This is a genomic window from Gordonia aichiensis NBRC 108223, assembly GCF_000332975.1.
GTDB lineage: Bacteria > Actinomycetota > Actinomycetes > Mycobacteriales > Mycobacteriaceae > Gordonia > Gordonia aichiensis.
In genome coordinates, this window is the sequence record NZ_BANR01000004.1 from 302,525 (window position 1) to 323,506 (window position 20,982).

At 64.5% G+C, this 20,982-nt stretch carries 21 protein-coding genes and 1 pseudogene; 12 read left to right on the forward strand and 10 right to left on the reverse strand.

Annotation, left to right across the window (positions count from 1 at the left end; genetic code table 11):
* Positions 1–66: 66 nt before the first annotated feature.
* The gene (purU, locus tag GOACH_RS06040) at positions 67–945 is read right to left on the reverse strand and encodes a formyltetrahydrofolate deformylase (RefSeq protein ID WP_005172105.1); all 879 of its coding nucleotides are present in this window, start codon (positions 943–945) and stop codon (positions 67–69) included.
* Positions 946–972: 27 nt separating this feature from the next.
* Here purU and deoC point away from each other — a divergent pair, with 27 nt between their 5' ends.
* Positions 973–1,650, forward strand: a complete 678-nt coding sequence (deoC, locus tag GOACH_RS06045; RefSeq protein ID WP_005172108.1) for a deoxyribose-phosphate aldolase — start codon at positions 973–975, stop codon at positions 1,648–1,650.
* Positions 1,651–1,682: 32 nt separating this feature from the next.
* Here deoC and GOACH_RS06050 read toward each other — a convergent pair whose 3' ends face one another.
* The 3 genes from GOACH_RS06050 to GOACH_RS06060 form a co-directional block, all read right to left on the reverse strand.
* A complete protein-coding gene (locus GOACH_RS06050) occupies positions 1,683–2,666 on the reverse strand; it encodes an NAD(P)/FAD-dependent oxidoreductase (protein WP_005172112.1) in 984 nt (327 codons plus the stop codon).
* On the reverse strand, positions 2,663–3,097 hold the full coding sequence (locus tag GOACH_RS06055) for a hypothetical protein (protein WP_052003921.1): 435 nt from the start codon (positions 3,095–3,097) through the stop codon (positions 2,663–2,665). Before GOACH_RS06055 ends, GOACH_RS06050 begins: the two co-directional genes overlap by 4 nt.
* A gap of 73 nt (positions 3,098–3,170) precedes the next feature.
* A complete protein-coding gene (locus GOACH_RS06060; RefSeq protein WP_005172116.1) occupies positions 3,171–3,797 on the reverse strand; it encodes a TetR/AcrR family transcriptional regulator in 627 nt (208 codons plus the stop codon).
* A gap of 326 nt (positions 3,798–4,123) precedes the next feature.
* Here GOACH_RS06060 and GOACH_RS06065 point away from each other — a divergent pair, with 326 nt between their 5' ends.
* From GOACH_RS06065 to GOACH_RS06115, 11 genes are all read left to right on the forward strand, one after another.
* A complete protein-coding gene (locus tag GOACH_RS06065; RefSeq protein WP_052003936.1) occupies positions 4,124–4,837 on the forward strand; it encodes an MlaE family ABC transporter permease in 714 nt (237 codons plus the stop codon).
* The gene (locus GOACH_RS06070) at positions 4,834–5,685 is read left to right on the forward strand and encodes an ABC transporter permease (RefSeq protein WP_005172126.1); all 852 of its coding nucleotides are present in this window, start codon (positions 4,834–4,836) and stop codon (positions 5,683–5,685) included. Before GOACH_RS06065 ends, GOACH_RS06070 begins: the two co-directional genes overlap by 4 nt.
* Positions 5,686–5,690: 5 nt before the next feature.
* Positions 5,691–6,863: an MCE family protein gene (locus tag GOACH_RS06075; RefSeq protein ID WP_005172129.1), complete on the forward strand. Its 1,173-nt coding sequence runs from the start codon at positions 5,691–5,693 to the stop codon at positions 6,861–6,863.
* Positions 6,860–7,894 (forward strand): MCE family protein, encoded by a 1,035-nt coding sequence (locus GOACH_RS06080; protein WP_005172132.1) that lies wholly within the window; start codon positions 6,860–6,862, stop codon positions 7,892–7,894. Before GOACH_RS06075 ends, GOACH_RS06080 begins: the two co-directional genes overlap by 4 nt.
* Positions 7,891–8,943 carry an MCE family protein gene (locus GOACH_RS06085; RefSeq protein ID WP_005172135.1) on the forward strand — a complete coding sequence of 351 codons (1,053 nt, stop codon included), beginning with the start codon at positions 7,891–7,893 and terminating at the stop codon, positions 8,941–8,943. Before GOACH_RS06080 ends, GOACH_RS06085 begins: the two co-directional genes overlap by 4 nt.
* Complete coding sequence (locus GOACH_RS06090) at positions 8,940–10,181, forward strand: MCE family protein (protein WP_005172137.1); 1,242 nt, start codon at positions 8,940–8,942, stop codon at positions 10,179–10,181. The genes GOACH_RS06085 and GOACH_RS06090 overlap by 4 nt, the downstream gene beginning before the upstream one ends.
* Positions 10,178–11,359, forward strand: a complete 1,182-nt coding sequence (locus GOACH_RS06095; RefSeq protein WP_005172140.1) for an MCE family protein — start codon at positions 10,178–10,180, stop codon at positions 11,357–11,359. Before GOACH_RS06090 ends, GOACH_RS06095 begins: the two co-directional genes overlap by 4 nt.
* Before the next feature lies 1 nt (position 11,360).
* Positions 11,361–12,722 (forward strand): MCE family protein, encoded by a 1,362-nt coding sequence (locus tag GOACH_RS06100; protein WP_005172142.1) that lies wholly within the window; start codon positions 11,361–11,363, stop codon positions 12,720–12,722.
* Positions 12,689–13,456: an Rv1363c family protein gene (locus GOACH_RS06105; protein ID WP_005172147.1), complete on the forward strand. Its 768-nt coding sequence runs from the start codon at positions 12,689–12,691 to the stop codon at positions 13,454–13,456. Before GOACH_RS06100 ends, GOACH_RS06105 begins: the two co-directional genes overlap by 34 nt.
* Positions 13,453–14,187 carry a hypothetical protein gene (locus GOACH_RS06110; protein ID WP_005172149.1) on the forward strand — a complete coding sequence of 245 codons (735 nt, stop codon included), beginning with the start codon at positions 13,453–13,455 and terminating at the stop codon, positions 14,185–14,187. Before GOACH_RS06105 ends, GOACH_RS06110 begins: the two co-directional genes overlap by 4 nt.
* Before the next feature lie 74 nt (positions 14,188–14,261).
* Entirely contained in the window at positions 14,262–14,780 is a 519-nt protein-coding gene (locus GOACH_RS06115) for a MarR family winged helix-turn-helix transcriptional regulator (RefSeq protein WP_245551830.1), read from the forward strand.
* A 27-nt stretch (positions 14,781–14,807) separates the two neighbouring features.
* Here the strand turns inward: GOACH_RS06115 and GOACH_RS06120 are convergent, their stop codons facing one another.
* The 6 genes and pseudogenes from GOACH_RS06120 to GOACH_RS06140 all read right to left on the reverse strand — a co-directional run bounded on the left by GOACH_RS06120 (position 14,808) and on the right by GOACH_RS06140 (position 20,702).
* Positions 14,808–15,662 (reverse strand): SDR family NAD(P)-dependent oxidoreductase, encoded by an 855-nt coding sequence (locus GOACH_RS06120; RefSeq protein WP_005172153.1) that lies wholly within the window; start codon positions 15,660–15,662, stop codon positions 14,808–14,810.
* Positions 15,663–15,668: 6 nt separating this feature from the next.
* Complete coding sequence (locus GOACH_RS06125; protein ID WP_005172155.1) at positions 15,669–16,763, reverse strand: LLM class flavin-dependent oxidoreductase; 1,095 nt, start codon at positions 16,761–16,763, stop codon at positions 15,669–15,671.
* A 63-nt stretch (positions 16,764–16,826) separates the two neighbouring features.
* Positions 16,827–17,462, reverse strand: a complete 636-nt coding sequence (locus GOACH_RS24595) for an acyl-CoA reductase (RefSeq protein WP_005172158.1) — start codon at positions 17,460–17,462, stop codon at positions 16,827–16,829.
* Positions 17,463–17,611: 149 nt separating this feature from the next.
* Positions 17,612–18,226 (reverse strand): annotated as a pseudogene (locus GOACH_RS24600) (acyl-CoA reductase); the annotation flags it as partial.
* Positions 18,223–19,371 (reverse strand): NAD(P)H-dependent amine dehydrogenase family protein, encoded by a 1,149-nt coding sequence (locus GOACH_RS06135; protein WP_052003922.1) that lies wholly within the window; start codon positions 19,369–19,371, stop codon positions 18,223–18,225. The gene GOACH_RS06135 and the pseudogene GOACH_RS24600, both read right to left, overlap by 4 nt.
* Positions 19,368–20,702 carry a hypothetical protein gene (locus tag GOACH_RS06140; protein ID WP_005172167.1) on the reverse strand — a complete coding sequence of 445 codons (1,335 nt, stop codon included), beginning with the start codon at positions 20,700–20,702 and terminating at the stop codon, positions 19,368–19,370. Before GOACH_RS06140 ends, GOACH_RS06135 begins: the two co-directional genes overlap by 4 nt.
* Positions 20,703–20,982 lie beyond the last annotated feature (280 nt).

Below are 20,982 nucleotides of genomic sequence, written 5' to 3' on the forward strand. Positions count from 1 at the left end.
CCCTGTAGCCGACTGTGCACTCCCTGGCGTCGACTGTGCACTCCCTGCTGTCGACCGTCCGCGAGTTCAGTTGAACACGACGGTCTTTCGGCCGTGCACCAGGACGCGGTCCTCGAGGTGCCAGCGCAGTCCACGCGAGAGGACAAGCGTCTCGATGTCGCGTCCCTGTCGCACCATGTCGTTGACGGTGTCGCCGTGATCGATACGGGTGACGTCCTGCTCGATGATCGGACCGGCGTCGAGGTCGGCTGTGACGTAGTGGCACGTCGCGCCGATCAGCTTCACGCCGCGCGCGAAGGCCTGGTGATAGGGGCGCGCTCCGATGAAGCTCGGCAAGAAGCTGTGATGGATGTTGATGGCCTTGCCCGCCCAGCGGTCGCACAACTGGGGCGGCACGATCTGCATGAACCTGGCGAGGACGACGGCGTCGGGGTCGAGGTCGTCGACGATCGAAGCGACCTTCTCGAAGGACGTCTGCTTGTCGCCTGCGGGAAAGGGCACGTGGTGGAACGGCACCCCGAAGCGTGTGGTGAGCTGTTCGAGGTCACGGTGGTTGCCGATGACGGCGTCGACACGGGCGGGCAACTCACCACGGTCGGCGCGGCCGAGTAGATCGGTCAGGCAGTGCCCCTCTTTGCTGACGAGCAGCACCACTGATTTCTGGGCGCCGCTGTCGGTGAGCTTCCACACGGTGTCCGGTCCGAAATCGGCGATGGCCGCGGCGAACTGCTCGCGCAACTCGTCGATGTCGCTCGAAATGGAGTCGGCGCGCACCGCCTGTCGGGTGAAGAACCACCCGGTGTCGGGGTCGGAGTGATACGCCGCCTCGGTGATCCAGCCGCCGACGTCGGCGAGGAAGGTCGAGATCCGTGCGACGATGCCGGTCCGGTCGGGGCAGCCAAGGGTCAGGACATAACGACGGCCAGAGGTGTCTGCGAGGGTCACGTCACTCAGTGTGCCAAGCTCGCCTATGTGACCAACACCGACCTGAGACGAGCCGACGTCGCCGCGATCGTCGACCACACCCTGCTCAAGCCAGAAGCCACCCGTGCCGACGCCGAGGCGACGGTCGCCGAGGCCGCCGACCTCGGCGTGTACGCGGTCTGTCTGTCGCCGTCGATGCTGCCGATCTCTACGGGAGAACAGAAGTCGTGCGTCGTCGCAGGCTTTCCCTCCGGCAAACACCATTCATTGGTGAAGGCCGCGGAGGCACGGCTGGCCGTCGACTCCGGTGCCGACGAGGTCGACATGGTCATCGACGTCGGAGCCGCGCTCGCCGGTGACTTCGACGAGGTGTTCACCGACGTGCTCACGGTGCACGAGGCGATCGGCGACTCCGCCGTGCTGAAGGTGATCGTCGAATCAGCGGTACTTCTCGACGTCGCGGGTCCCGAGACCCTTGCCGAGGTGTGTCGTCGGGCTGTCGCCGCCGGCGCGGCCTACGTCAAGACCTCGACGGGCTTCCATCCGGCCGGTGGTGCGTCGATCGAAGCCGTGCGGATCATGCGCGACACCGTCGGGCCGACGGTCGGGGTGAAGGCCAGCGGTGGCATCCGGTCGGCGCGCTTCGCGGCCGAACTCATCGCGGCTGGTGCCAACCGGCTCGGACTGTCCGGCACTCGTGCGGTGCTCGACGGTTTCCCCGAGTAGCCGCTCTCCGCTGAACGGAGGCGTGCAGCACCCTACTGTGGCCCGATCGACGACAACGCGGCCGCGCTGTGGACCGCCCTGCGTGCATCGGTCATGGCGAGGTCGGCGTTGATCATTGCGCCGGCCTGCGTGCCCGCTGCGGCCGATGCGCCGACCATAGCCATCGGATCGGCGCAGTTTCCCGCGGCCCACACGCCTGTGAGTGGGGTCTGACCGCCCATCTTCGTCGGGATGTACACACCCGCCGACGTCGTGGTCGGATCGCCGCCCAATGATTCGTACAGCGCTGTTCTCGCCACGAAACGCGGTGCGACCACAAGTGTGTCGAGCTCGAGTTCGCGCCCGTCGTCGAATTTCGCGGCACGCAGACGTCCCGACGTGGTGGTCGCCAGTTGCCTGACGCGACCAGCGACGAGATCCACGCCGAGTGCGCCGAGTTGTGCGCGCTCGTCGTCGGAGAGTGGCGGCATACCCTGATCGATCAGCGCCACGTGCGGGCTGAGTTGGCGAAACAGCAGGGTCTGATGCATCGCCGAGGAACCCGTGCCCAGGATGCCGATGCGCGCGCCGCGCACTTCGTAGCCATGGCAGTACGGACAGTGCAAGACATCTCGTCCCCACAGCGGCGCGAGGCCATCGACGTCCGGTAGTTCGTCGACGACGCCGCTGGCCAGCAGCAGGCGGCGGGCGCGCACGGTCGATTCGTCGGCCAGAATCGCGTCGAACGCGACGTCGGTGCCGGACACGACACGGGTCACGGACTTCACCTCGCCCGATATGAGCTGTGCGCCATAGGATTCCGCCTCTCGACGGCCAGCTCGGAGCAGTTCGAGCGGCGCGATGCCCTCTCGACCGAGGACATTGTGCGCACCTTGCGCAGAGGCATTACGTTGGTGTCCCGAATCGATCACGGTCACCGAGCGCAGTGACCGCGCCAGTGCGATGGCTGCGGCAAGTCCGGCTGGGCCGCCACCGATCACAAGGGTGTCGATGCACGGTGTGGAAGCGAAACTCATGACAAGATCTCCGATCTGTCGTCGGTGTACTCGGTGATGATCTGCGGCTCGGCGGAGACCAGTGCGTCGAGCGTCGCACGGTCGTCCTCGGAGAGTTCGGCGGCAAGCCCCAGCCGTACATGTGAGAACCATGCCTCCCCATACCGGAACACGTTGTCGGACAACATATCCACCTCGAGGGTCAGGTCCACACGGTCGACGACGTCGAGTCCGGCCTTCTCGATGGCGCCGGTCCAGTCGGGGAATGAATTCCACCGGTGAATGTCCATTGCGGCCACGATGTGCACGTCGAGTGGGTCGTCGCCTGGGATGGCGGTGTCGAGGTAAGCACCCATCACCGCGGCGTCGAGTTCCAGCATGTCGCCGACAGCCGAGTCGTCCGGACCGTGCTCGTGCTCGTGCAGGTGCGAATGGTGCGGGGAGTGCTGCATGAACGACAGGCTAGCGGCCCTGTGCACCTTACGCATTTACTCTTGCGTCTGACGCAATACCTAAATATCCATCCTAGGCAGGTGGCTGCGCTGTGCCGCTACTCATCGCCGTGATCGAGGGGGCGAGCCAGGTTCGCAGGAACGCTCGGATCTCCGATCCGCCCGGGAATTCGCCCTGTTGCCGACTGGCGAACCCCTCGAAGATCAGTAGAAGCCACGCCGCCAACTCGTCGAGACGATCGTCGTCGATGCCATTGGCTGCCCAGTCGACGTCGAGATGCCGGAGGACGTCCACGGTGAACTCACGAGATGCGGAGCCCGTGACCGCGACCACGGGATTGGCTGGAGCCGAACGTGTCAGACCGTCCGCGACAACCGGATTCGCCCGCACCGTCTCGATCGCGGATGCGAGGAGTTCGACGATCGCGTCGACGGGGTCGGTGATTCCCGCCAACTGGGATGTGAGCATCTCCCCGATCTCGGTGCCGATGTCGATGGCGACGGCATTCGTGAGCGCCTCGACACCCGGGAAGTAGCGGTAGACGGTTTGACGAGTGATCTGCAGTTCGCGCGTCACTTCGCTGACGGAGGCCGCGCGGCCCGTTTCCTCGACGATGCGACGCGCCGCGGCGACGATGCGCTGCGCCGCCTCATCGTCGTCAGCGGGCAGTGCACCGCCCCAACCGCTTCTTCGTGCCACGTCACCACCTTGACAGACGCCATCGATCACCGGAGTGGGTTGGGTCCCTGCGCAACCGGTCCGCTGGGCCCATTGCGTTCCGAGTGAGAACACGTTCTAATAATTCTGCTCGATCTGAACACACAGTGTGACGCTAACTGTATGCTCTGGACCAATCGAGGGTGGAGTTGCTGATGGCGATCAAAGAAGCCGTCTCAGGCGCTGCGGGCGCTCGGGGCGTTCGCGACGGTGGCGGCCGTACTGCCGCGTCGACAGCGCGATCCGGATGGAATTCTTTGCAACGCAGGGTATCCGGTGGTGTGGACGGTGTGGGTGGCTTCTTCGCGATGACTCTGGACACCTTCCGCTACACGTTTGCGCGGCCGGTCCAGTACCGGGAGTTCGTCGACCAGGTGTGGTTCATCGCGCGGGTGTCGACCTTCCCGACCGTGGTCGTGGCCATCCCGTTCACCGTGCTGGTCACGTTCATCCTCAACATCCTGCTGCGTGAGTTGGGTGCTGCCGACCTGAGCGGTGCAAGTGCTGCGTTCGGCACGATCACGCAGATCGGCCCCATGGTCACCGTGCTGATCGTCGCGGGTGCAGGCGCAACCGCACTGTGTGCCGACCTCGGATCGAGAACGATTCACGACGAGATCTCCGCGCTCGAGGTGATGGGAGTGGATCCGGTCAAAAGACTTGTCGTGCCGAGGGTATGGGCGTCGGCGTTCGTTGGTGTCCTCCTCAACGGATTGGTGTGCACGATCGGCATCCTCGGGGGCTTCGCCTTCTCCGTTCTGTTCCAGGACGTCAATCCCGGCGCCTTCGTCGGGAATCTGACGCTGTTGACCGGGCTGTCTCAACTGCTGATCGCAGTCGTCAAGGCCGGTCTGTTCGGCCTGCTGGCCGGGTTGGTCGGTTGCTATCGGGGCCTGACGGCCAGAGGCGGTGCGAAAGGCGTGGGCGAAGCGGTCAACGAGACGGTCGTGTATGCGTTCATCGGTTTGTTCGTGGTGAACATCCTCGTCACCGCGGTCGGCGTGAAGGTGGCGGGCTCATGATGGTGGCCGGAGCCGATCTGACGATTCGCACTCGACGACGGGCCGCCGCGGCGTCGCACTCGGTCGACCGGGTCGGAGCGGAGGTCGAGTTCTTTGTCGACGCGTTGCGCAAGGTACCGATGGCGTTGCGTCACTACCGTAGGGATGTGCTCCGCCTGATCGCCGAGATCGGCATGGGCACAGGGACTTTGGCGGTCATCGGGGGAACCGTGGTGATCGTCGCATCGCTGACGTTGTTCACCGGTGGCACCATCGCAATTCAGGGATACAGTTCTCTCGGTGACATCGGTATCGAGTCGCTGACCGGCTTCCTGGCGGCGTTCATCAACGTGCGGGTGGCCGCCCCTGTTGTCGCAGGCATTGGTCTGTCCGCCACAATCGGTGCAGGCTCTACCGCGCAACTCGGGGCCATGCGTATCAGCGAGGAGATCGACGCCCTCGACTCGATGGGTATTCGCCCGCTCCCATATCTGGTGAGCACCAGGATCATTGCGGGCACCCTCGTTGTCGTGCCGCTGTACTCGGCAGCGATGATCGCCTCTTTCTACGCGTGTCGGTTCGCCACCGTGACGGTGTACGGCCAATCCGGCGGTCTCTATGATCACTACTTCCGCACGTTTCTCCAGCCCGTCGACATCCTGTGGTCGTTCCTGCAAGCGCTCGCGATGGGGATGGCGGTGATGCTGGTGCACACGTACTACGGGTACACGGCAAGTGGCGGACCCGACGGCGTCGGCCGCGCGGTCGGCCGCGCGGTGCGCACCTCGCTGATCGTGGTCGTCAGTGTGACCCTGATGATCTCGCTCGCCGTCTACGGTGCGAGTGGCAACTTCCATCTCGCCGGGTGAAGTGGATGGGACGTTTCCGGTTGAAGTTCTATGCGCTGGGCCTCGTGGTCGTGCTCGCGCTTGCGGTGATGATCACCGCCATCTCCTTCTCCGGTGGCTTCACCGATTCGTCGACGGTGACCGTCGTCGCACCGCGTTCGGGGCTGCTGATGAATCCCGGTGCCAAGGTCACATTCCGGGGTCTGCAGGTCGGACGGGTGGCGGCGGTCGAATCCCACGACGACGGTGCCGACATCATCCTCGCCGTCGACGCCAACGAACTCGACGAGATCCCGGACAACGCCCGCGTCGACATCTCGTCGTCCACGGTATTCGGTGCGAAGTACGTCAATTTCATTGCTCCGCAACAGCAGTCGTATTCTGCTCTACGGCCAGGAGCGACGATCAACACCGACGATGTGATGGTCGAGATCAACACGGTGTTCCAGAACCTCACCGGCGTCCTGCGACAGGTGGAGCCCGAGAAGCTGAACGAGATACTCGGTGCACTGTCGGGAGCACTCGGTAACGGTGGCGGTGCGAGCCTGGGCACGACCATCGACGAGGTCACCGCACTCCTGGAGCGGCTGAACTCCCCGCGCACCCGACTCGGCCCGACGCTCGACGCCGCGGCGGACGCGATCATGGCGTATGCACCGAGCGCGCCCGAACTGGAGTCGCTCGTCAGCCATGTCCGCTCGACGGCGTCGACGATCACCGACAAGAACCCGCAGATCGACCTCATGCTCGCCGGTGTCATGGGGTTCACGCGCACGGGAACCGACTTCCTGAAGAGTAACGGGGACAAGACAATCGAAGCCCTACGAGTACTGAATCCGACCACCGACCTGCTCCGCGTCTATGCGCCGGCGTTCACCTGCACGATCATCGGAATGGATCACGTTCTGCAGACGGGGCTGCCGGCATTGGGGTCCAAGGAGTACCCAGGCATCCACCTCGACATCGGGTTCCTGCCCGGGGTCCGACTCTACGGCTATCCCGACAATCTTCCCGTGGTCGGCGCCTCAGGTGGTCCACGCTGCTTCGGGCTCCCCGACGTCCCGATGGGCACCAACGCGCCCTACCTGGTCACCAACACCGGGGTGAACCCTTACCGGGACGAGCCGAAATCGCAGACGGTGCACCCGGAGAACCTGCTGACGAGTCTGCTCGGCCAGACCGACGGAGGTCAGCGATGAGCTACGCCGCCGGCCGCGCGCCCTACCTCAAGGTCGGTTGTTACACGGTGGTCATGCTGATGATTCTCGGAGGTCTGATCGTCGTGTTCGGTGACTTCCGTTCCGGCACAACCGAGTCGTACTCGGCCGTGTTCGCCGACGCGTCGGGGCTGAAGAAGGGTCAGAAGGTGCGCGTCGCGGGGGTCGAGGTCGGAAAGGTCTCCGACGTCGAATTACAGTCGGACGCCTCGGTCCTTGTCGACTTCACGGTCGCGTCGACACGGCCTCTCGACACCGCGACTCGCGCGCAGGTCCGCTACGAGAACCTCACCGGCGACCGCTATCTCGACATCAGCAAGGGAGCTGACACGCAACAGGTCTCGGCGCTCGCACCCGGCGGTGTGATCCCGGAGGCGAGCACGTCACCGGCGCTCGACATCGATTCTCTCGTCGGTGGCTTCAAGCCGTTGTTCCGCTCGGTGACCGGCGACGAACTCAACAAGCTGACCGCTGCCCTCATCGGGACACTGCAGGGGCAGGGCGGCGAGGTGCGCACACTGCTCGACACGGTCGGATCGTCGACGTCGATGCTGGCCGAGCAGGACTCCGTCATCGGGGAGTTGATCGACAACCTCAACACCGTGTTGACAGTGGCGGACAAGCGCCGCAACGAACTCTCGCAGTCCGTTGGCGACCTCCAGGCGATAGTGAGTCAGTTCGCGAATCAGGCCGATCCGATGGACCAGATCATCGATCATCTGGAGGGGGCGACGCTGGCCGGTGGTGGATTGCTGGCGAACATCCGGCCGGATATCCGCGAGTCGGTGATCCACCTGGACACCACCACCGCGAATCTCGTGAACGGGCAGGAGATGCTCGACAGCACGCTATCGAAGCTGCCGGAAGCGTATCGGCGTCTCGGACGCATGGGCGGCAGTGGCGCGGCCTTCCAGATGTACGCCTGCCAGGGAATCCTGCGGCTCACCGGTACGGACGGCAAGAACGTCGACATCCCACTTCTCGACCAGACCACGGGGCGGTGCGCCAAATGAGGCGGCTCGACATCCCGACGTTCCGCGAGATGTCGCGCCGGCGGGTTGCCGCGATCGGACTCCTGCTCGTCGCGATCCTGGTGGTCGGGTCGTTGACGTACGACAAGATCCCGGGGATGTTCTCCGACAACCGGTATCGCGCCTACTTCGCGGAGGTCGGCAACCTGCGGCCCGGCGACGCGGTCACGATATCGGGTGTCGAGGTCGGCAAGGTGTCGAGCATCGCGCTCGACGGCAATCGCGTCCTCGTCACGTTCGGAGTGGACGGTCCGGTCGCGCTGCGCGATGCGACGCGGGCCGCGATCGTCACCACGTCGGTCCTCGGCAAGAGGGGACTGAAGGTGACCTCCGCAGGCGTCGGCGAGCTGTCGCACGACACACCGATCCCGCTCGGTCGGACGACCCCGCCGTATTCGTTGACCGATGCACTCGACGACGCGGGCTCGACACTGTCGGAAACCAGTGGCGCCCAGCTCGACACGGCGATCAGGGCGGCGACTTCGACCCTCGACGCGGCATCCCCCTCGCTGGCCGATGCGATGGCAGGGGTGTCGGGACTCTCGCAGACCATCGGTTCCCGCGACCAACAGCTGCGTGAGTTGTTGCGTCGCACCCATTCACTGTCCGGGGTACTCGCGGATCGGAGTGCGCAGCTCACCACGCTGGTCCGGGACGCAACCGCACTCCTCGGTGAACTACATTCCCGCAGAGACGAACTCCAGCGGCTGATCATCGGGACGCGTTATCTGGCCGACCAGCTGTCCGGAACGATCGCCGAGAATCAGCAGCAGGTCGGTCCGGCTCTGAATCAATTACGCACCGTACTCGGGGTGTTGGAGAAGAATCGCGACAATATCAGCAAATCGATTCCGGGACTGCGCAGTTTCGCCATGGCACTCGGTGAGAGTGTCGGAACGGGCCCCTTCTTCACCGCACTCGTCGGAAATCTGGCTCCCGTTGCCTACCTGCAACCACTCGTCGACGCGATCGTCGCCAACTCGCCACCGAGTGCCGGCCCCACAGGTCCCGAGGGCGGTGGTCACCGATGAAGAAGGGCATGTTCGTGATCGCTGTGATCGTGGTGGTGGCAGCCCTGGTCTGGGCGGGCATCGTCCACGGCGCGCGTGAGGACGGACCGAACATCGTGACCGCACGCTTCACGTCGGCCACCGGCATCTACCCCGGTGATCAGGTGACGGTACTCGGTGTCCCGGTGGGAAACGTCGAATCACTGCATCCAGCAGCTGGTTTCGTCGAGGTGCGGATGTCGGTCGACGATTCGGTCAGGATTCCCCGGGATGCGCGGGCTGCGCTCGTCTCGCAGAGCCTCGTGGCCGGTCGCACGATCCAGTTGACACCCGCGTACACCAGTGGTCCCACGCTGGGTTCCGGGACCATCCCGCTGCAGCGGACGGTGGTGCCCATGGAATGGGACGACATCAAGAACTCCCTGCGCGACATCACCACCGAGGTCTCGAGTAAGGGGCCCACAGATCCGGGCTCGGCGAAGAAACTCGTCGACGCAGCAGCAGACGACCTCGCCCCGCACGCCGACGACGTCAACAACACGATCACCAAACTCTCGCAGGCCATGACGGTCGTCGCCGATGGGCGCGACGACCTGTTCGCCGTCGTCCGCAACCTTCAGGTCTTCGTCAGCGCGATGTCGGGCAGCAACGACCAGGTGGCCGTGCTCCATCAGCGACTCGCGACCATCTCGCAGGTGCTCGGCAGCAGCCGGACCGACGTCGCCGGGGCGCTCCGATCTCTCGACGCCACCATGGACGACGTCACGACGTTCATCTCGCAGAACCGGGATGCGGTGTCGTCGGATCTGCGTCAAGCGGCGGACCTGACCAGCGTGATCCAGTCGCAGAAGGCGGCAGTGGAGGGAATACTCCACCAGGCACCCACCCAACTCGCCAACTTCTACAACATCTACAAGCCGTCCGTCGGAGGCATGACAGGTGTGTTCACCGCAGCCAACTTCGAGAATCCGGTGCAGGCCGTCTGCGGAGGGTTCGCATCCATCGGGACGCAGAACAGTCAGCGAGGTGCGGATCTGTGCACACAGTATCTCGGTGCCTACCTCACAACCCTCAAGACGTCGTATCCCAACTTCCTGACCTCGCCGACCTCGGCAGGTTTCGCCGACCCGGGTCAGCAGATCGCCAGTGAGCCAGGGGTTTTGACGTCTGTGCCCGGTCTCACGGGCCCGCCACCGCAGACCCGCAGCGTGCCGCGGTCGCTGTCGGCCCTGTTGTTGCCGGGAGGTGGGGCACGATGAGAACGATCACACGGTGTGTACCCCTCGGTCAGGCGGTCCGGCGGCGTGCACGAATGGCCACCGCGTCGGCGGCGTTGGTGGTGTGTGTGGCGTCCGGTTGTGGATGGCACGGCGTCGAATCCGTCCGGTTGCCGGGTGGCCAGGGGACGGGAGCCGAGGCGTATGCCATCACAGTGGACATGCCGGATGTCACCAACATCACCGCCAACTCTCCCGTGCTGGTCAACAATGTCGAAGTCGGCCGGATCACGTCCATCTCGCTGGTGGATTGGCATGCCCGGCTGCACCTTTCGCTCAATGGTGAGGTGAGTCTGCCCGCGAATGCGGTGGCCTCGATCGGCCAGACTAGTCTGTTGGGTTCCCAGCACATCGAACTCGCACCACCATCGGATACCGCTCCGGTCGGCCATCTGGAGCCGAACGCGGTGATCCCCATCGAGCGAGCAGGGGCGTATCCGACCACCGAGCAGACGCTTTCGGCGCTGTCGGTGGTCGTCAACGGCGGTGGGCTCGCCCAACTGGGTGATATCGTCGACGGTGCGAACGATGCACTGGCCGGTCGCACCGACACGGTGAAAGATCTCGTCGCACAACTGACCAAGACCTCCACGACGATCGAGGCGCGGCGCGGTCAGATCAGCACCGCACTCAACGGGCTCGACCATCTCGCATCCGTATTCGCCGACGACGCGCCGACGCTCGACGACGCGATCTCGCGGATCTCTCCCGCGTTGACAGAACTGGTCTCCCGTCGTCAGCGTCTCAGCGACGCACTCACCGCGCTCGACCGGTTCTCCGACAGTGCAGAACATGTCATCAGTGCGAGCGCTTCCAACGTCAAGAGCGTCGTGTCCGACGTGGCTCCGTTTCTGAAATCTCTGGCGGACTCGGGTGATTCGATCACGAAGTCGCTCGACATGGCATTCACCCTGCCGTTCCCGGTGTCCCGCCTCGACCGGATCGTGCGAGGCGACTACGCGAATCTCTTCGCGCTCCTCGACTTCACGGTCCCGCGCATGCGATCCGATCTCCTGCGCGGTACTCCGCTCGGAATCACCGTGTCGGGCCCGTCCGGTGCGCTCGGAGGCAACGCCGGTAACGGGGGAGAGGCGTCAGATCCCATCACGGGGCCGTTGAAGACGCCCGCGCCCTCTGCTGTTCCCTCGGGAGGTCGGTGACATGAGGCCGTTGGTCAGGTTCCAACTCGCCGTTCTCTCAGTGGTTGCGGTGGTCGCGGTATCGATCATGACGTTCTCCTACATCCAGGTGCAGTCCGTCGTCGGAGTGGGGAAGATGACCGTGACCGCACTCCTACCCAACGGCGGCGGACTCTACGAGCGGTCCAACGTGACCTACCGCGGCGTCACCATCGGTCTGGTCACGAGCATCGGCCTCGACGGTGATCGCGTTTCGGCGCGCATGGAGATCAATGACGACGTCGAGATTCCCCGGGACGGTCTGAAGGTCAACGTGCACAGCATGTCCGCGATCGGTGAGCAGTTTCTCGACCTGGTGCCCACCCGCGATTCCGGGCCGCTTGTCTCTGATGGCACTGTGCTTCCCGAGTCGAATGCCACCATCCCCGCCCAGATCGGGCCGGTACTCGACCAGGCCAATGCGCTCCTGGCGTCCATTCCCCAGGACCGGTTGCGCACAGCACTCGATGGTGCGTTTCGCGCGTTCGTGGGAACCAGGGATGACCTCGTGAAGCTGGTGTCCTCCGCACGCCGGATCGCCGACGCGGCCAACCAGAACTCCGACGAGACCGTCGATCTCGTCACCAGGCTGGGTCCGTTCCTGCGGCCTCAGGGACAGTCGCGGGAGGCGATCCAACAGTGGACCAAGGGATTGTCCGACTTCGTCGTCGAACTCGAGAAGTCCGACGGGCATGTGCGTTCGATCATCGACAGGTCACCGGCGGCACTCTCCCAGGCGCAGAAGCTGTTCGACGATCTCGCACCCACGATGCCGATCCTGCTGCGAGATCTCGTGAGCCTGGGTCAGGTGGCGGTCACCTACAACGCGGGCATCGAACAGATGCTCGTGCTGACTCCTCCGTTGGTCGCGGCGGTGCGGACGATGGTCAACCGGGGGCTGTCCGACCAGGCGGTCACAGCGCAGTTCCACACCATGGCGGTCCCGCTCTGCACCACCGGCTACCTCCCAGCCGATCAGCGACGGGATCCAGGCGACACCTCGTACGCTCCGCTGCTGGCCAGCATGTATTGCTCTGTGCCGCAGAACTCCCCTGTCGTGGTCCGCGGTGCGCGGAATCTGCCGTGTATGGAGGTTCCCGGGAAACGTGCGCCGACCCCGGAGGCGTGCCGCGATCCGCGGCCATACCAACCGAAGGGCGACATGCCGTCGAGTGTCGACGGCTCCGGTCGACCCGACAGGCAGGGTCTGGCGGGCGCTATCTCGCCGTCCGCCTATGACTCGTCGAGCGGCAACTACGTCGCTCCCGACGCGAATGTTTACCAGTACAAGACGATCAAAGGAGGCTCCGGATGGCAAAGCCTGCTGAACACCCCACAAGGGTGACGGGTGCCGATGAGGCACGCGTGCCGGCCGGGCGAGATTCTGAGGACGCGACCGTCGTTGCACGCGATCGCGGCGCCGTGGGTGTCATCGACCCACCCGAGCCGGGCGACCCAGATGATCTGGTGGATGCACCCGATCCCGGCGATTCGTCCGGTCCCGTCGACCGGTCCGAGGTCGAAGATTCTTCCGCAGCGGCCGACGGGATCGAGGCCACCGCCGACAAGCGCCGCGGCCTGGCGCGGCGGTCTGTGCTCGCCGTGCGCGCACGCTGGATTCCCATCGTCGCCGTGCTCCTCGTCGCGGGCAGCCTGGCCTTCGCGTCGTACGAGTTCTGGCAGCACCGCGAACTCGACAGCGCCGACGCGCTGCGCGGCCAGTACATCGACACAGCACGCACGGGGGTGGTCGCGCTGACGACCATCAGCTCGGCGTCAGCCGAGGCCGACGTGAAGCGCCTCGCGAATCTGTCGAGCGGCTCGTTCAAGACGGACTTCACGAGCCGCTCGGGGTCGTACACGCAGATCGTCAAGGAAGCACAGGTCGCGTCCAAGGGCACCATCATCGCGGTGGGTGTCGAGAAGATGAGCGACACGTCGGCGACGATGCTCGTCGCAGCACACGCCGAGGTGACCAACGAGGGAACCAAGACGCCGGAACCGCGCGACTACCGCTTCCGCGTCGTCGTGTCCAATGGCGATCCCATGACCATCGCGAAGGTGGATTTCGTCCCATGAGCTCAGTGAATCTCGGTCGATTCGGCCGTATCACCATCAGTCGCGACAACACCGACACCAATCGCGACACCGACGGCGACGCTGCCACGGAGGAGGCGCCCACCGAAGACGCGACCCCCTCAGTCGAGCGCGACGACATCAGCACCGACGTGGAGCGTGCAGTCGAGAGCACCGCAGAACAGAATCCAGCCGAATCCGGTCACGAACCAGCGGACGTGTCCGGCGGCGTGGTCGGCTCGAGACGTCGGAAATCGGTAGGGGTGATGCTGCTGGCCGTGACGGGAGTCGTCGTGATCGCCGCTCTGGCGATCGGCACCGTGCTCGCCGTCGCGAACCAGCGCCGGACCGATGTCAACAGGGCAGCGGGCGAGGTGACGTCCACAGTCGATCGCCAGGTCACGGCGATGCTGTCCTATGACCATGCCACCGTGGAGAAACAACTCGATGCCGCGGGTAGCGGGCTCACACCGCAGTTCCGGCCGGAGTTCTCGAGACTGGTCGCCGATGCGGTCATCCCAGGCGCGCGCGAGAAGCAGGTCAACACCAAGGTGATCGTCGCGGGAAGTTCGATCGTCTCACTCGGGCGTGATCGCGCGGAGCTGCTGATGATGCTCAACCAGTTGACCACGTCTGCCGCGGCACCCGACCCGTCGACCACAGGCAGTCGTGTCCTCGTGACAGCGGTGCGCAGTGGTGACACGTGGCTCGTCGACAGTCTCAAACCCATCTGAGCGAGGCCTGTCGCCTCAGCGACGTCCCGGACGTGCGCCTGCCTGCATACGCGCGGGTATAGTTGTAACTCGTGGTGGCGCAGAGTGTTTCGAACGACGACGATTCCGAACGTCCGGCGGTGGATGCAGAGCTGACCCCCGATGTCACCGAAGAGGTCCTCGTTTCACTGCTGCGCGTCATCAACAAGATCCAGCTCGGCCGCCGCACCACACATTCCTACGGTGAGAACGGCATTCCGATGACGCTCGTCGAGGCTGAGATGTGCGCGCTGATCAACCGTAACCAGGGCATCACCGGAGGTGAACTGTCGACGCTCCTCGGCGTCACCAGATCAGCGACGTCACAAGTCATCTCGAAGCTCAAGGCTCGCGGGTTCGTCGTCGACATGACTCACCCGGGTGACGCGAAGCGTCGGCGTCTGTACCTCACCGACCAGGGCAAGATGGCCGCAGACGTCGCCGACCAGTATTCAGAGTTGTTGGTCAGCAGGCTTTTCGAGGGTGTGAGCAGCGCGGAGATCACGGCATACCTGAAAGTGATGCGGAATCTCGAATCCTTCCACGACGAGATCAGCCAGCGCAAACGACTGTGAGAAGGCCGACCTCGTCGTGGAAAGCGCTCATCCGTCCCGGTCGGCCGCCACAGCCTCCGAGAGCTCCGTCATCTCACTGTCGAGCATCGTGACGAACGGATCGCCCTCGTGGGGCAACACCCAGAAGCGCTTGTGTGCGAGAGCGTCGAGTACATCCGTTGCGACGGTCGCGGGCGCGACACCCGCCTCGTTGAGCACCCGATGGCCACCTTCCACGAGTTCGTCGGACAGGGCCGCGGATTCGGGAGCAGAGGTCGCGGAGGTGCGGATCAGGTTGGTGCGCACCATCCCAGGGTTCAACAGAGCGACATGGATGAAGGGTGCCGCGACGGCAACCTCGGCGCGCAGTGCTTTGGCCAGTGCGACGGCGCCCGCCTTGCTGGCGCCGTAGGCGCCGCTGTAACCCGATGCCACGATGCCGGCCATCGATGCCGTGATGACGATGTCGGCGGGCGTCCCCTGGTCGACGAGCGGTGGTACGAGTGCGCGGATGGAATTCTGCAGGCCGCCGAGGTTCACCGATATCACGAAGTCGAACGTCTCGTCGGTGGTTTCCCAGAGCGTGGACCCGGTACTCGTGACACCCGCGTTCATGCACACGGTGTCGATCGGTCCCAGTGCACGCGCTGAATCCGCGAGTTCTGCAAGGGATGACCGATCGCGCACATCGACGGCCTGCGTCTGCACCCGAACGCTCAGATCTCGGAGTTGGGTGGCCGCGGTGGCCAACGCCTGCTCATCGCGATCAGCGATGAGAACGTGTTGACCACGCGCCCCCAGCGCCGCGGCGAGTGCGAATCCGATACCGCTTGCGCCGCCGGTGACGACTGCAACCCCCGCCCCGGTCGCGTCGCCGTCGTGGCCGGCGTTCTCGTCTGCCACGTCTACCTACCGATAGCTCGGGATGAGCTCGTTGCCGATCAGTTCGATCGACTCCATGATGCGGTCGTGCGGGGTATCGCCCATCTGCATGTGGATGATCACCTGATCGACATCGCTCTTCGCGAACGCATCGAACACCGTCGCGCAGTCGTCGGGATTGCCCGCCATGACGAAACCACCCTCGGTCATCATGGTCTCGAGCGCGTGCCGGTCGGTCTTGATGAGGTCATTGACCATTTTGGTGACGCCGGAGTTGAGATGTTCGAAGCTCGGGCTCGGCTTCCCGTCGGGCCATCCGTTGAGCATGTGTTCCGACCCGTGCAGTGTGTGGTCGACGACCTTCTGTACGGCCAGTTGTCGAATGGCTTCGCGGTCGTGGCTGCACAGTCCGTTGATGAAGCCGGCGGTCTGCTTGTTCACCACACCAGCGATGGGTTGGGCATTGTCGATGTTCGCGTAGTACGCCTCTGTCGACGCCTTGAGCAGTTCGTAGTCCACCGACTGGGCGAAGAACAGCATTCCCAGGCCCTTCGCGGCCGCGCGTTCGGCGTTACCCGGACCGACACCGCCGACCCACAGCGGTGGGTGCGGAGTCTGTACCGGTCGAGGCACGACCGTCCGGCTGGGGATGTTGACGTACTCACCGTCGAAGGTGACCGGATCGTCGGCGAGGCAGTGGACGACGGCCTCGAGGCCCTCGTCCCACTGTGCGCGCGACTGCTCGGGATCGAGGCCGAAACCGTACAGTTCGGCAGGCGTCGTCGAGCGTCCCGAGCCGAGGTCGACACGACCGTTGCTGAGGCAGTCGAGCATCGCCACCTTCTCGGCAACCCTGACCGGGTGGTTGTAGGCGGGCGGGGTCAGTGCGAGCCCGAAACCGAAACGGATGTGCTGCGTCTGATAGGCGGCGGCACCGAAGATGACCTCGGGAGCCGACATGTGTGAGAAGCCCTGCAGGAAATGATGTTCCGAAAGCCAGACGTAGTCGAAACCATGCCGATCGGCGTGCACGATCTGGTCGACGGTCTGCCGGACGATGCGCGCCTCGGCCTGCGGATCGTCTGGCGATACCGCCATCTCGTAGAACAGTCCGAACTTCATGTGTGTACTCCTCTTCGTGTGTCAGATCACTGACGTAGTGATGAATGGTGTTGTGTCGCAGTGTCAGCGGTCGGGTGTTGCCTGTGAGTCATCGAGGACCCACCGCATCACCCGACGTAGCGGATAGAAGCCGTCGTGTGGCAACCCCTCGATGTTGGCCGCGACGGCCCCGAGTCCGACCACCCGCTGCACGCCCATCGAGGCGAGCGCGTCGCGCAGACCTGTGATGCGGGATGCGGGATAGACGCCGACCGTCTGAGTTGCCACGTTCGCGTGCCGGACGGCGTCGGCCAGGCTGGGTACGGTGACCACATTCACGGTCTTCGACGTGGGATAGAAGTCGACAGGTTCATCCGAGCGCACCACGAGTCCTGAGCCGTCGTAGTCTCCCCAGACCCGATAGACGGGTTCGAGCCCGCGCAGCACGTCGATCTCGTTGCGGATCTCATTGCCCAGCGGCGTCGCGTATGCCGAAGAGAGCGGCCGTTCGGCACGGAGTTCGTCGGCGAGAGCACCGCAGAATGCATCGACCTGAACATCATCTCCCTCTACGTAGACGAAACGACTTGCCGCGCAGGCATCCTGATTGAACAGCGACACGTCGGTCGCCGCAGCAGCGGCCGCGGCCGTGCGGGATTCGTCGGACTCGTGGGCTTCGCGTCCGACGAATGACATCGACACCTTCGGATCGAACGACACGATCTCGAACCCGGGCCCGGCGTAACGATGGGCACTGCGAATGGCCGAGTCCGCACCCAGACGACGAGTTTGTCGAAGAACTGCGGGCGGAAGATCGCGCTCTCGACCGTCGTCTCGCCGCCACGCCAGTACACGGCGGAGAATGATCGGGTGGTGGGGTGATCGGGGTCGACGTCGGCCATGGTGCGCAGTACCGCGCCTGCGGTGAAGAGGTCGTTCGCGGGAACCTTCAGCAGGTGCACACCCTTGCTCAGAGCACCGCGAACGATCGTGGTGACCGCAACGGCGGGGGTGTTGCCTGCGGTGATGTGGGCCAATCGCGGCGGGAATGCCCGGACGTGGGCAGCCGGCAGTCCATGTGGCCGCTCGATGGGCGCCCACCCGTCGATCGGGCCCCAGCCGACGTCGGCGGCGACCTGGAATTCCAGGTTCGTGCGGTCGAAGAACAGGGGCATCGCCCGATAGGTGTTCTCCAGGATCCGGCGTTCGAGAGTGTTGAAGGCGAGCGAATGCTCAAGCGCCTCCTGAAGATAGGGGTTGGAATCGAACTGCAGCCGTGTCCCGACCTCCACGAGGAAGTCGATGACGTCGGCGACAGGGGTGTCGAACGCCGGCCCCGGCTCGCGGCGCGGCCACACCAGCGCATCGATGTCGAGCGCGGGTGTGGTGAACCCGCCGTGCTCGACGTCGGCACCGAGTACCGTGCGCCCCTTGATGATGTGTGGAACCGCGGTTGCGGCTCCGGGGTGGGCGGGTGCGTTCATGAGATGCCTGCTTGCGCTCGTTCGGTGACCCGCGTTGCACTGTGGCTCCCCCGGAGGTACCCGCCGGCGTGCAGCCCGAGATCGAGCCGTGTGACGATTCCCGGCCGCGCGGCGCAGACCGGTTCGATGGCATTCACCGCGTGCATCGCGGTGGCGATCGATGTGCCGCGACCGGACGGCGACGTGATGTCGAGGCGCACGTCGATGCGGGGGTCTCCCAGTAGGGATAGCTCGTAATGAGCTGCCCCGGAGGGCCATTCAGGTGCCACGTCGTTCGATACGCGCCATACCATGTGATAGCCGAGGCGTCGTGTACCGTCGACGATTCCCTCGATGTCGATACGTCGCGCAGCCACGGTGCCTGCGTCGATGGTGCCCCACGGCAGGGTGACCGGGACGGGTGTCGTCGCCTTCTCGCACGTGATGGCGAAGTCCTCGAATGTGACCGAAAAGGCTTGCTGGAGTAGCGCGATACACGCGTAGTAGGGACTCCACGTGACATCGGTGAGGAAGTCCATCGGTGCGAGATCGTCGGGGGAGAGGCCCATGCCGATCATGTCTCTCACCACCGAGGCGGAGTCGTAAGCCGACATGTCGACGAGTTCGGTGATGTCGATCGAGTCGATTCGGTCTCCGATCGTCGACACCACGACCGGCAGGATGTCGAAGGCGAATCCCGGGTTGACGCCTGAGCTGTGAAATGTGGTTTTCCCGGCAGCGCAGGCGGACGAGATCCGATCGGCGACACCCGGCGACATCGACGCGGGGTGGATGTGGGTGCTCACCGCGGTCGACACCACGTTCTTGCCCGACGCGAGGAGCGCGCAGATGTCGTCGACGCATTGTTCGGCGTCGCCGGTGTCGCCGAGAGCGTTGTAGACAACGGCGTCGGCGTCGAGCGCCAGGATGGCCTCTCGATCGTGTGTGGCCCGCAGTGCGGCAGGCTCGAGGCCCGCCAACTCACCGACGTCGCGGCCCTCCTTGTCGTCGGAGTACACGTAGACGCCGACGAGGTCGAACGCCGGATTGCCGATCAGTGCACGCAGCGACGCCTGTCCGACGTTGCCCGTCGCCCATTGGATGACGCGCAACGGGCGGGTAGCTCCTGATGAGGAGTCTGTTGACGACTCGCTGACGGAACTCATTCGCCCACCGCCCCGCGGACGAAGGAATCGATGGTGCCCGCACAGGTGAGCTTGTCGTCGCCGCCCTCGAGTTCGGAGTAGCGGGCGATCTCGGTCACCGCGGGTACGACGCGTCCGGTTGGGCTGGCGTCGTAGTCGATGGTGACGCGGTCACCGCTGATGATGCCGCCCCAACGACCGTCGATCGAGACGTCGAAGAGCGCCATGCGTCCGGTCGAGGTGCCGCTCGACGCGCGCTGGAGTCTCTCCCCGGAGTCGTCGAGCAGCAGCGGCACGATCCATCCGGGGAATTCGTAGCGGCCCCACTCGTTCATCCGGGCACCACTGCTCGCCTCCTGCATGCCGTAGCCCTGGGTGAAATTCTTCAGATCGATGCCGAGGAACGTCATGATCTGCTGTACGTGGTCGGCAGGCAGGTTCACACCCTTGGCTCCACCACCGCTGATCACCTGCGTGTCTGGGTGGAAGGTACCGTCGGGAACACCACGTTCACGCGCGGTCTCGACGATGCGATAGAGCTGCGGTGTCAGGCCCACGAGGAGCATGGGCTCGTTCCGGTAACTCAGTACCTTGTCGACGAGGTCGACCGTCATGGCGTCGGCGAACTCCTGGCGCACCTTCACATTTGCCTCGAACTCCGCGATCTCTGATGGCGTCGCGGTGCCGTCACCGATCCGTCGACGCATTCTGGCCATCTGCGAGAGGTCGGTGATCTTCAGCTCGGCGTCGGTCAGGAAATGCACCGCATCTGGCCGGCCACACACCGAGACGAGATTGGTGAAGGTAGCCGAGGCGCGATTGGGTGCTCGACGCGGCCCGAGCACGAAGATGGGGAGTGAGTTGTCCGTCGGTAGACCGGGCGGAATCGTTGCGGCATTGGCAAATTCGACGTCATGTGCGCTCTGATTGAGGAACGAGTTCTTGCCGCTGGTGCCGCTCGTGGCGAACACGTGATGACCGGCGGCATGACACCTCTCGATCCAGTCATCTGCATTCTCGATGCCAGCGGTGTCGACGTCTTCGACCGGATTGACCGAGAGGGTGTCGAGCCAGAGATTCATTCTGTCCCAACGTCCGTTGTCGATGAAGGACTCGGGATAGCTCTTGTAGGCGGTGTGCGCGAACAGGAGCGGCACGACATCCTCGAGCGAGGTGATCGTTTCGATTCCCGCCCGTTCCGCGAGTTGGTCGAGAATCTTGATTCGCGGCCGACACTGCTGAAAACGCTGGTTGATTGCGTCCACCCAGAACTCCTCGAGTTCTGCATGCGGCGTGGCGAACGGGTCGTCGGCGGTTGCCAGGGCGGTGAGGGTCTCGATGCTGTCGGCCATGGGGGTCCTCTCGGCGGTGATGGGAGCCGGTGACGGGTCGTCGGATGTCGACGAGGCAGATACGTCGGCGGGGGTGAATCGACTAGATAGTTAAGTGACTTAATCGAGGACGCTAGTGCTATTGATCGCGGGGTGTCAATAGGTTTGCGCTCCTATTGGGCGGGCCGTTTATGCAGTTAGAGACGATTAACTAGAAATGCGAGTCACTCGGTCGCCTGCTGTTCTTGGATTCGTTCGGGTGATCCTCTTGCGTGCGTGACCACTCTTTGTTAAGAACTAT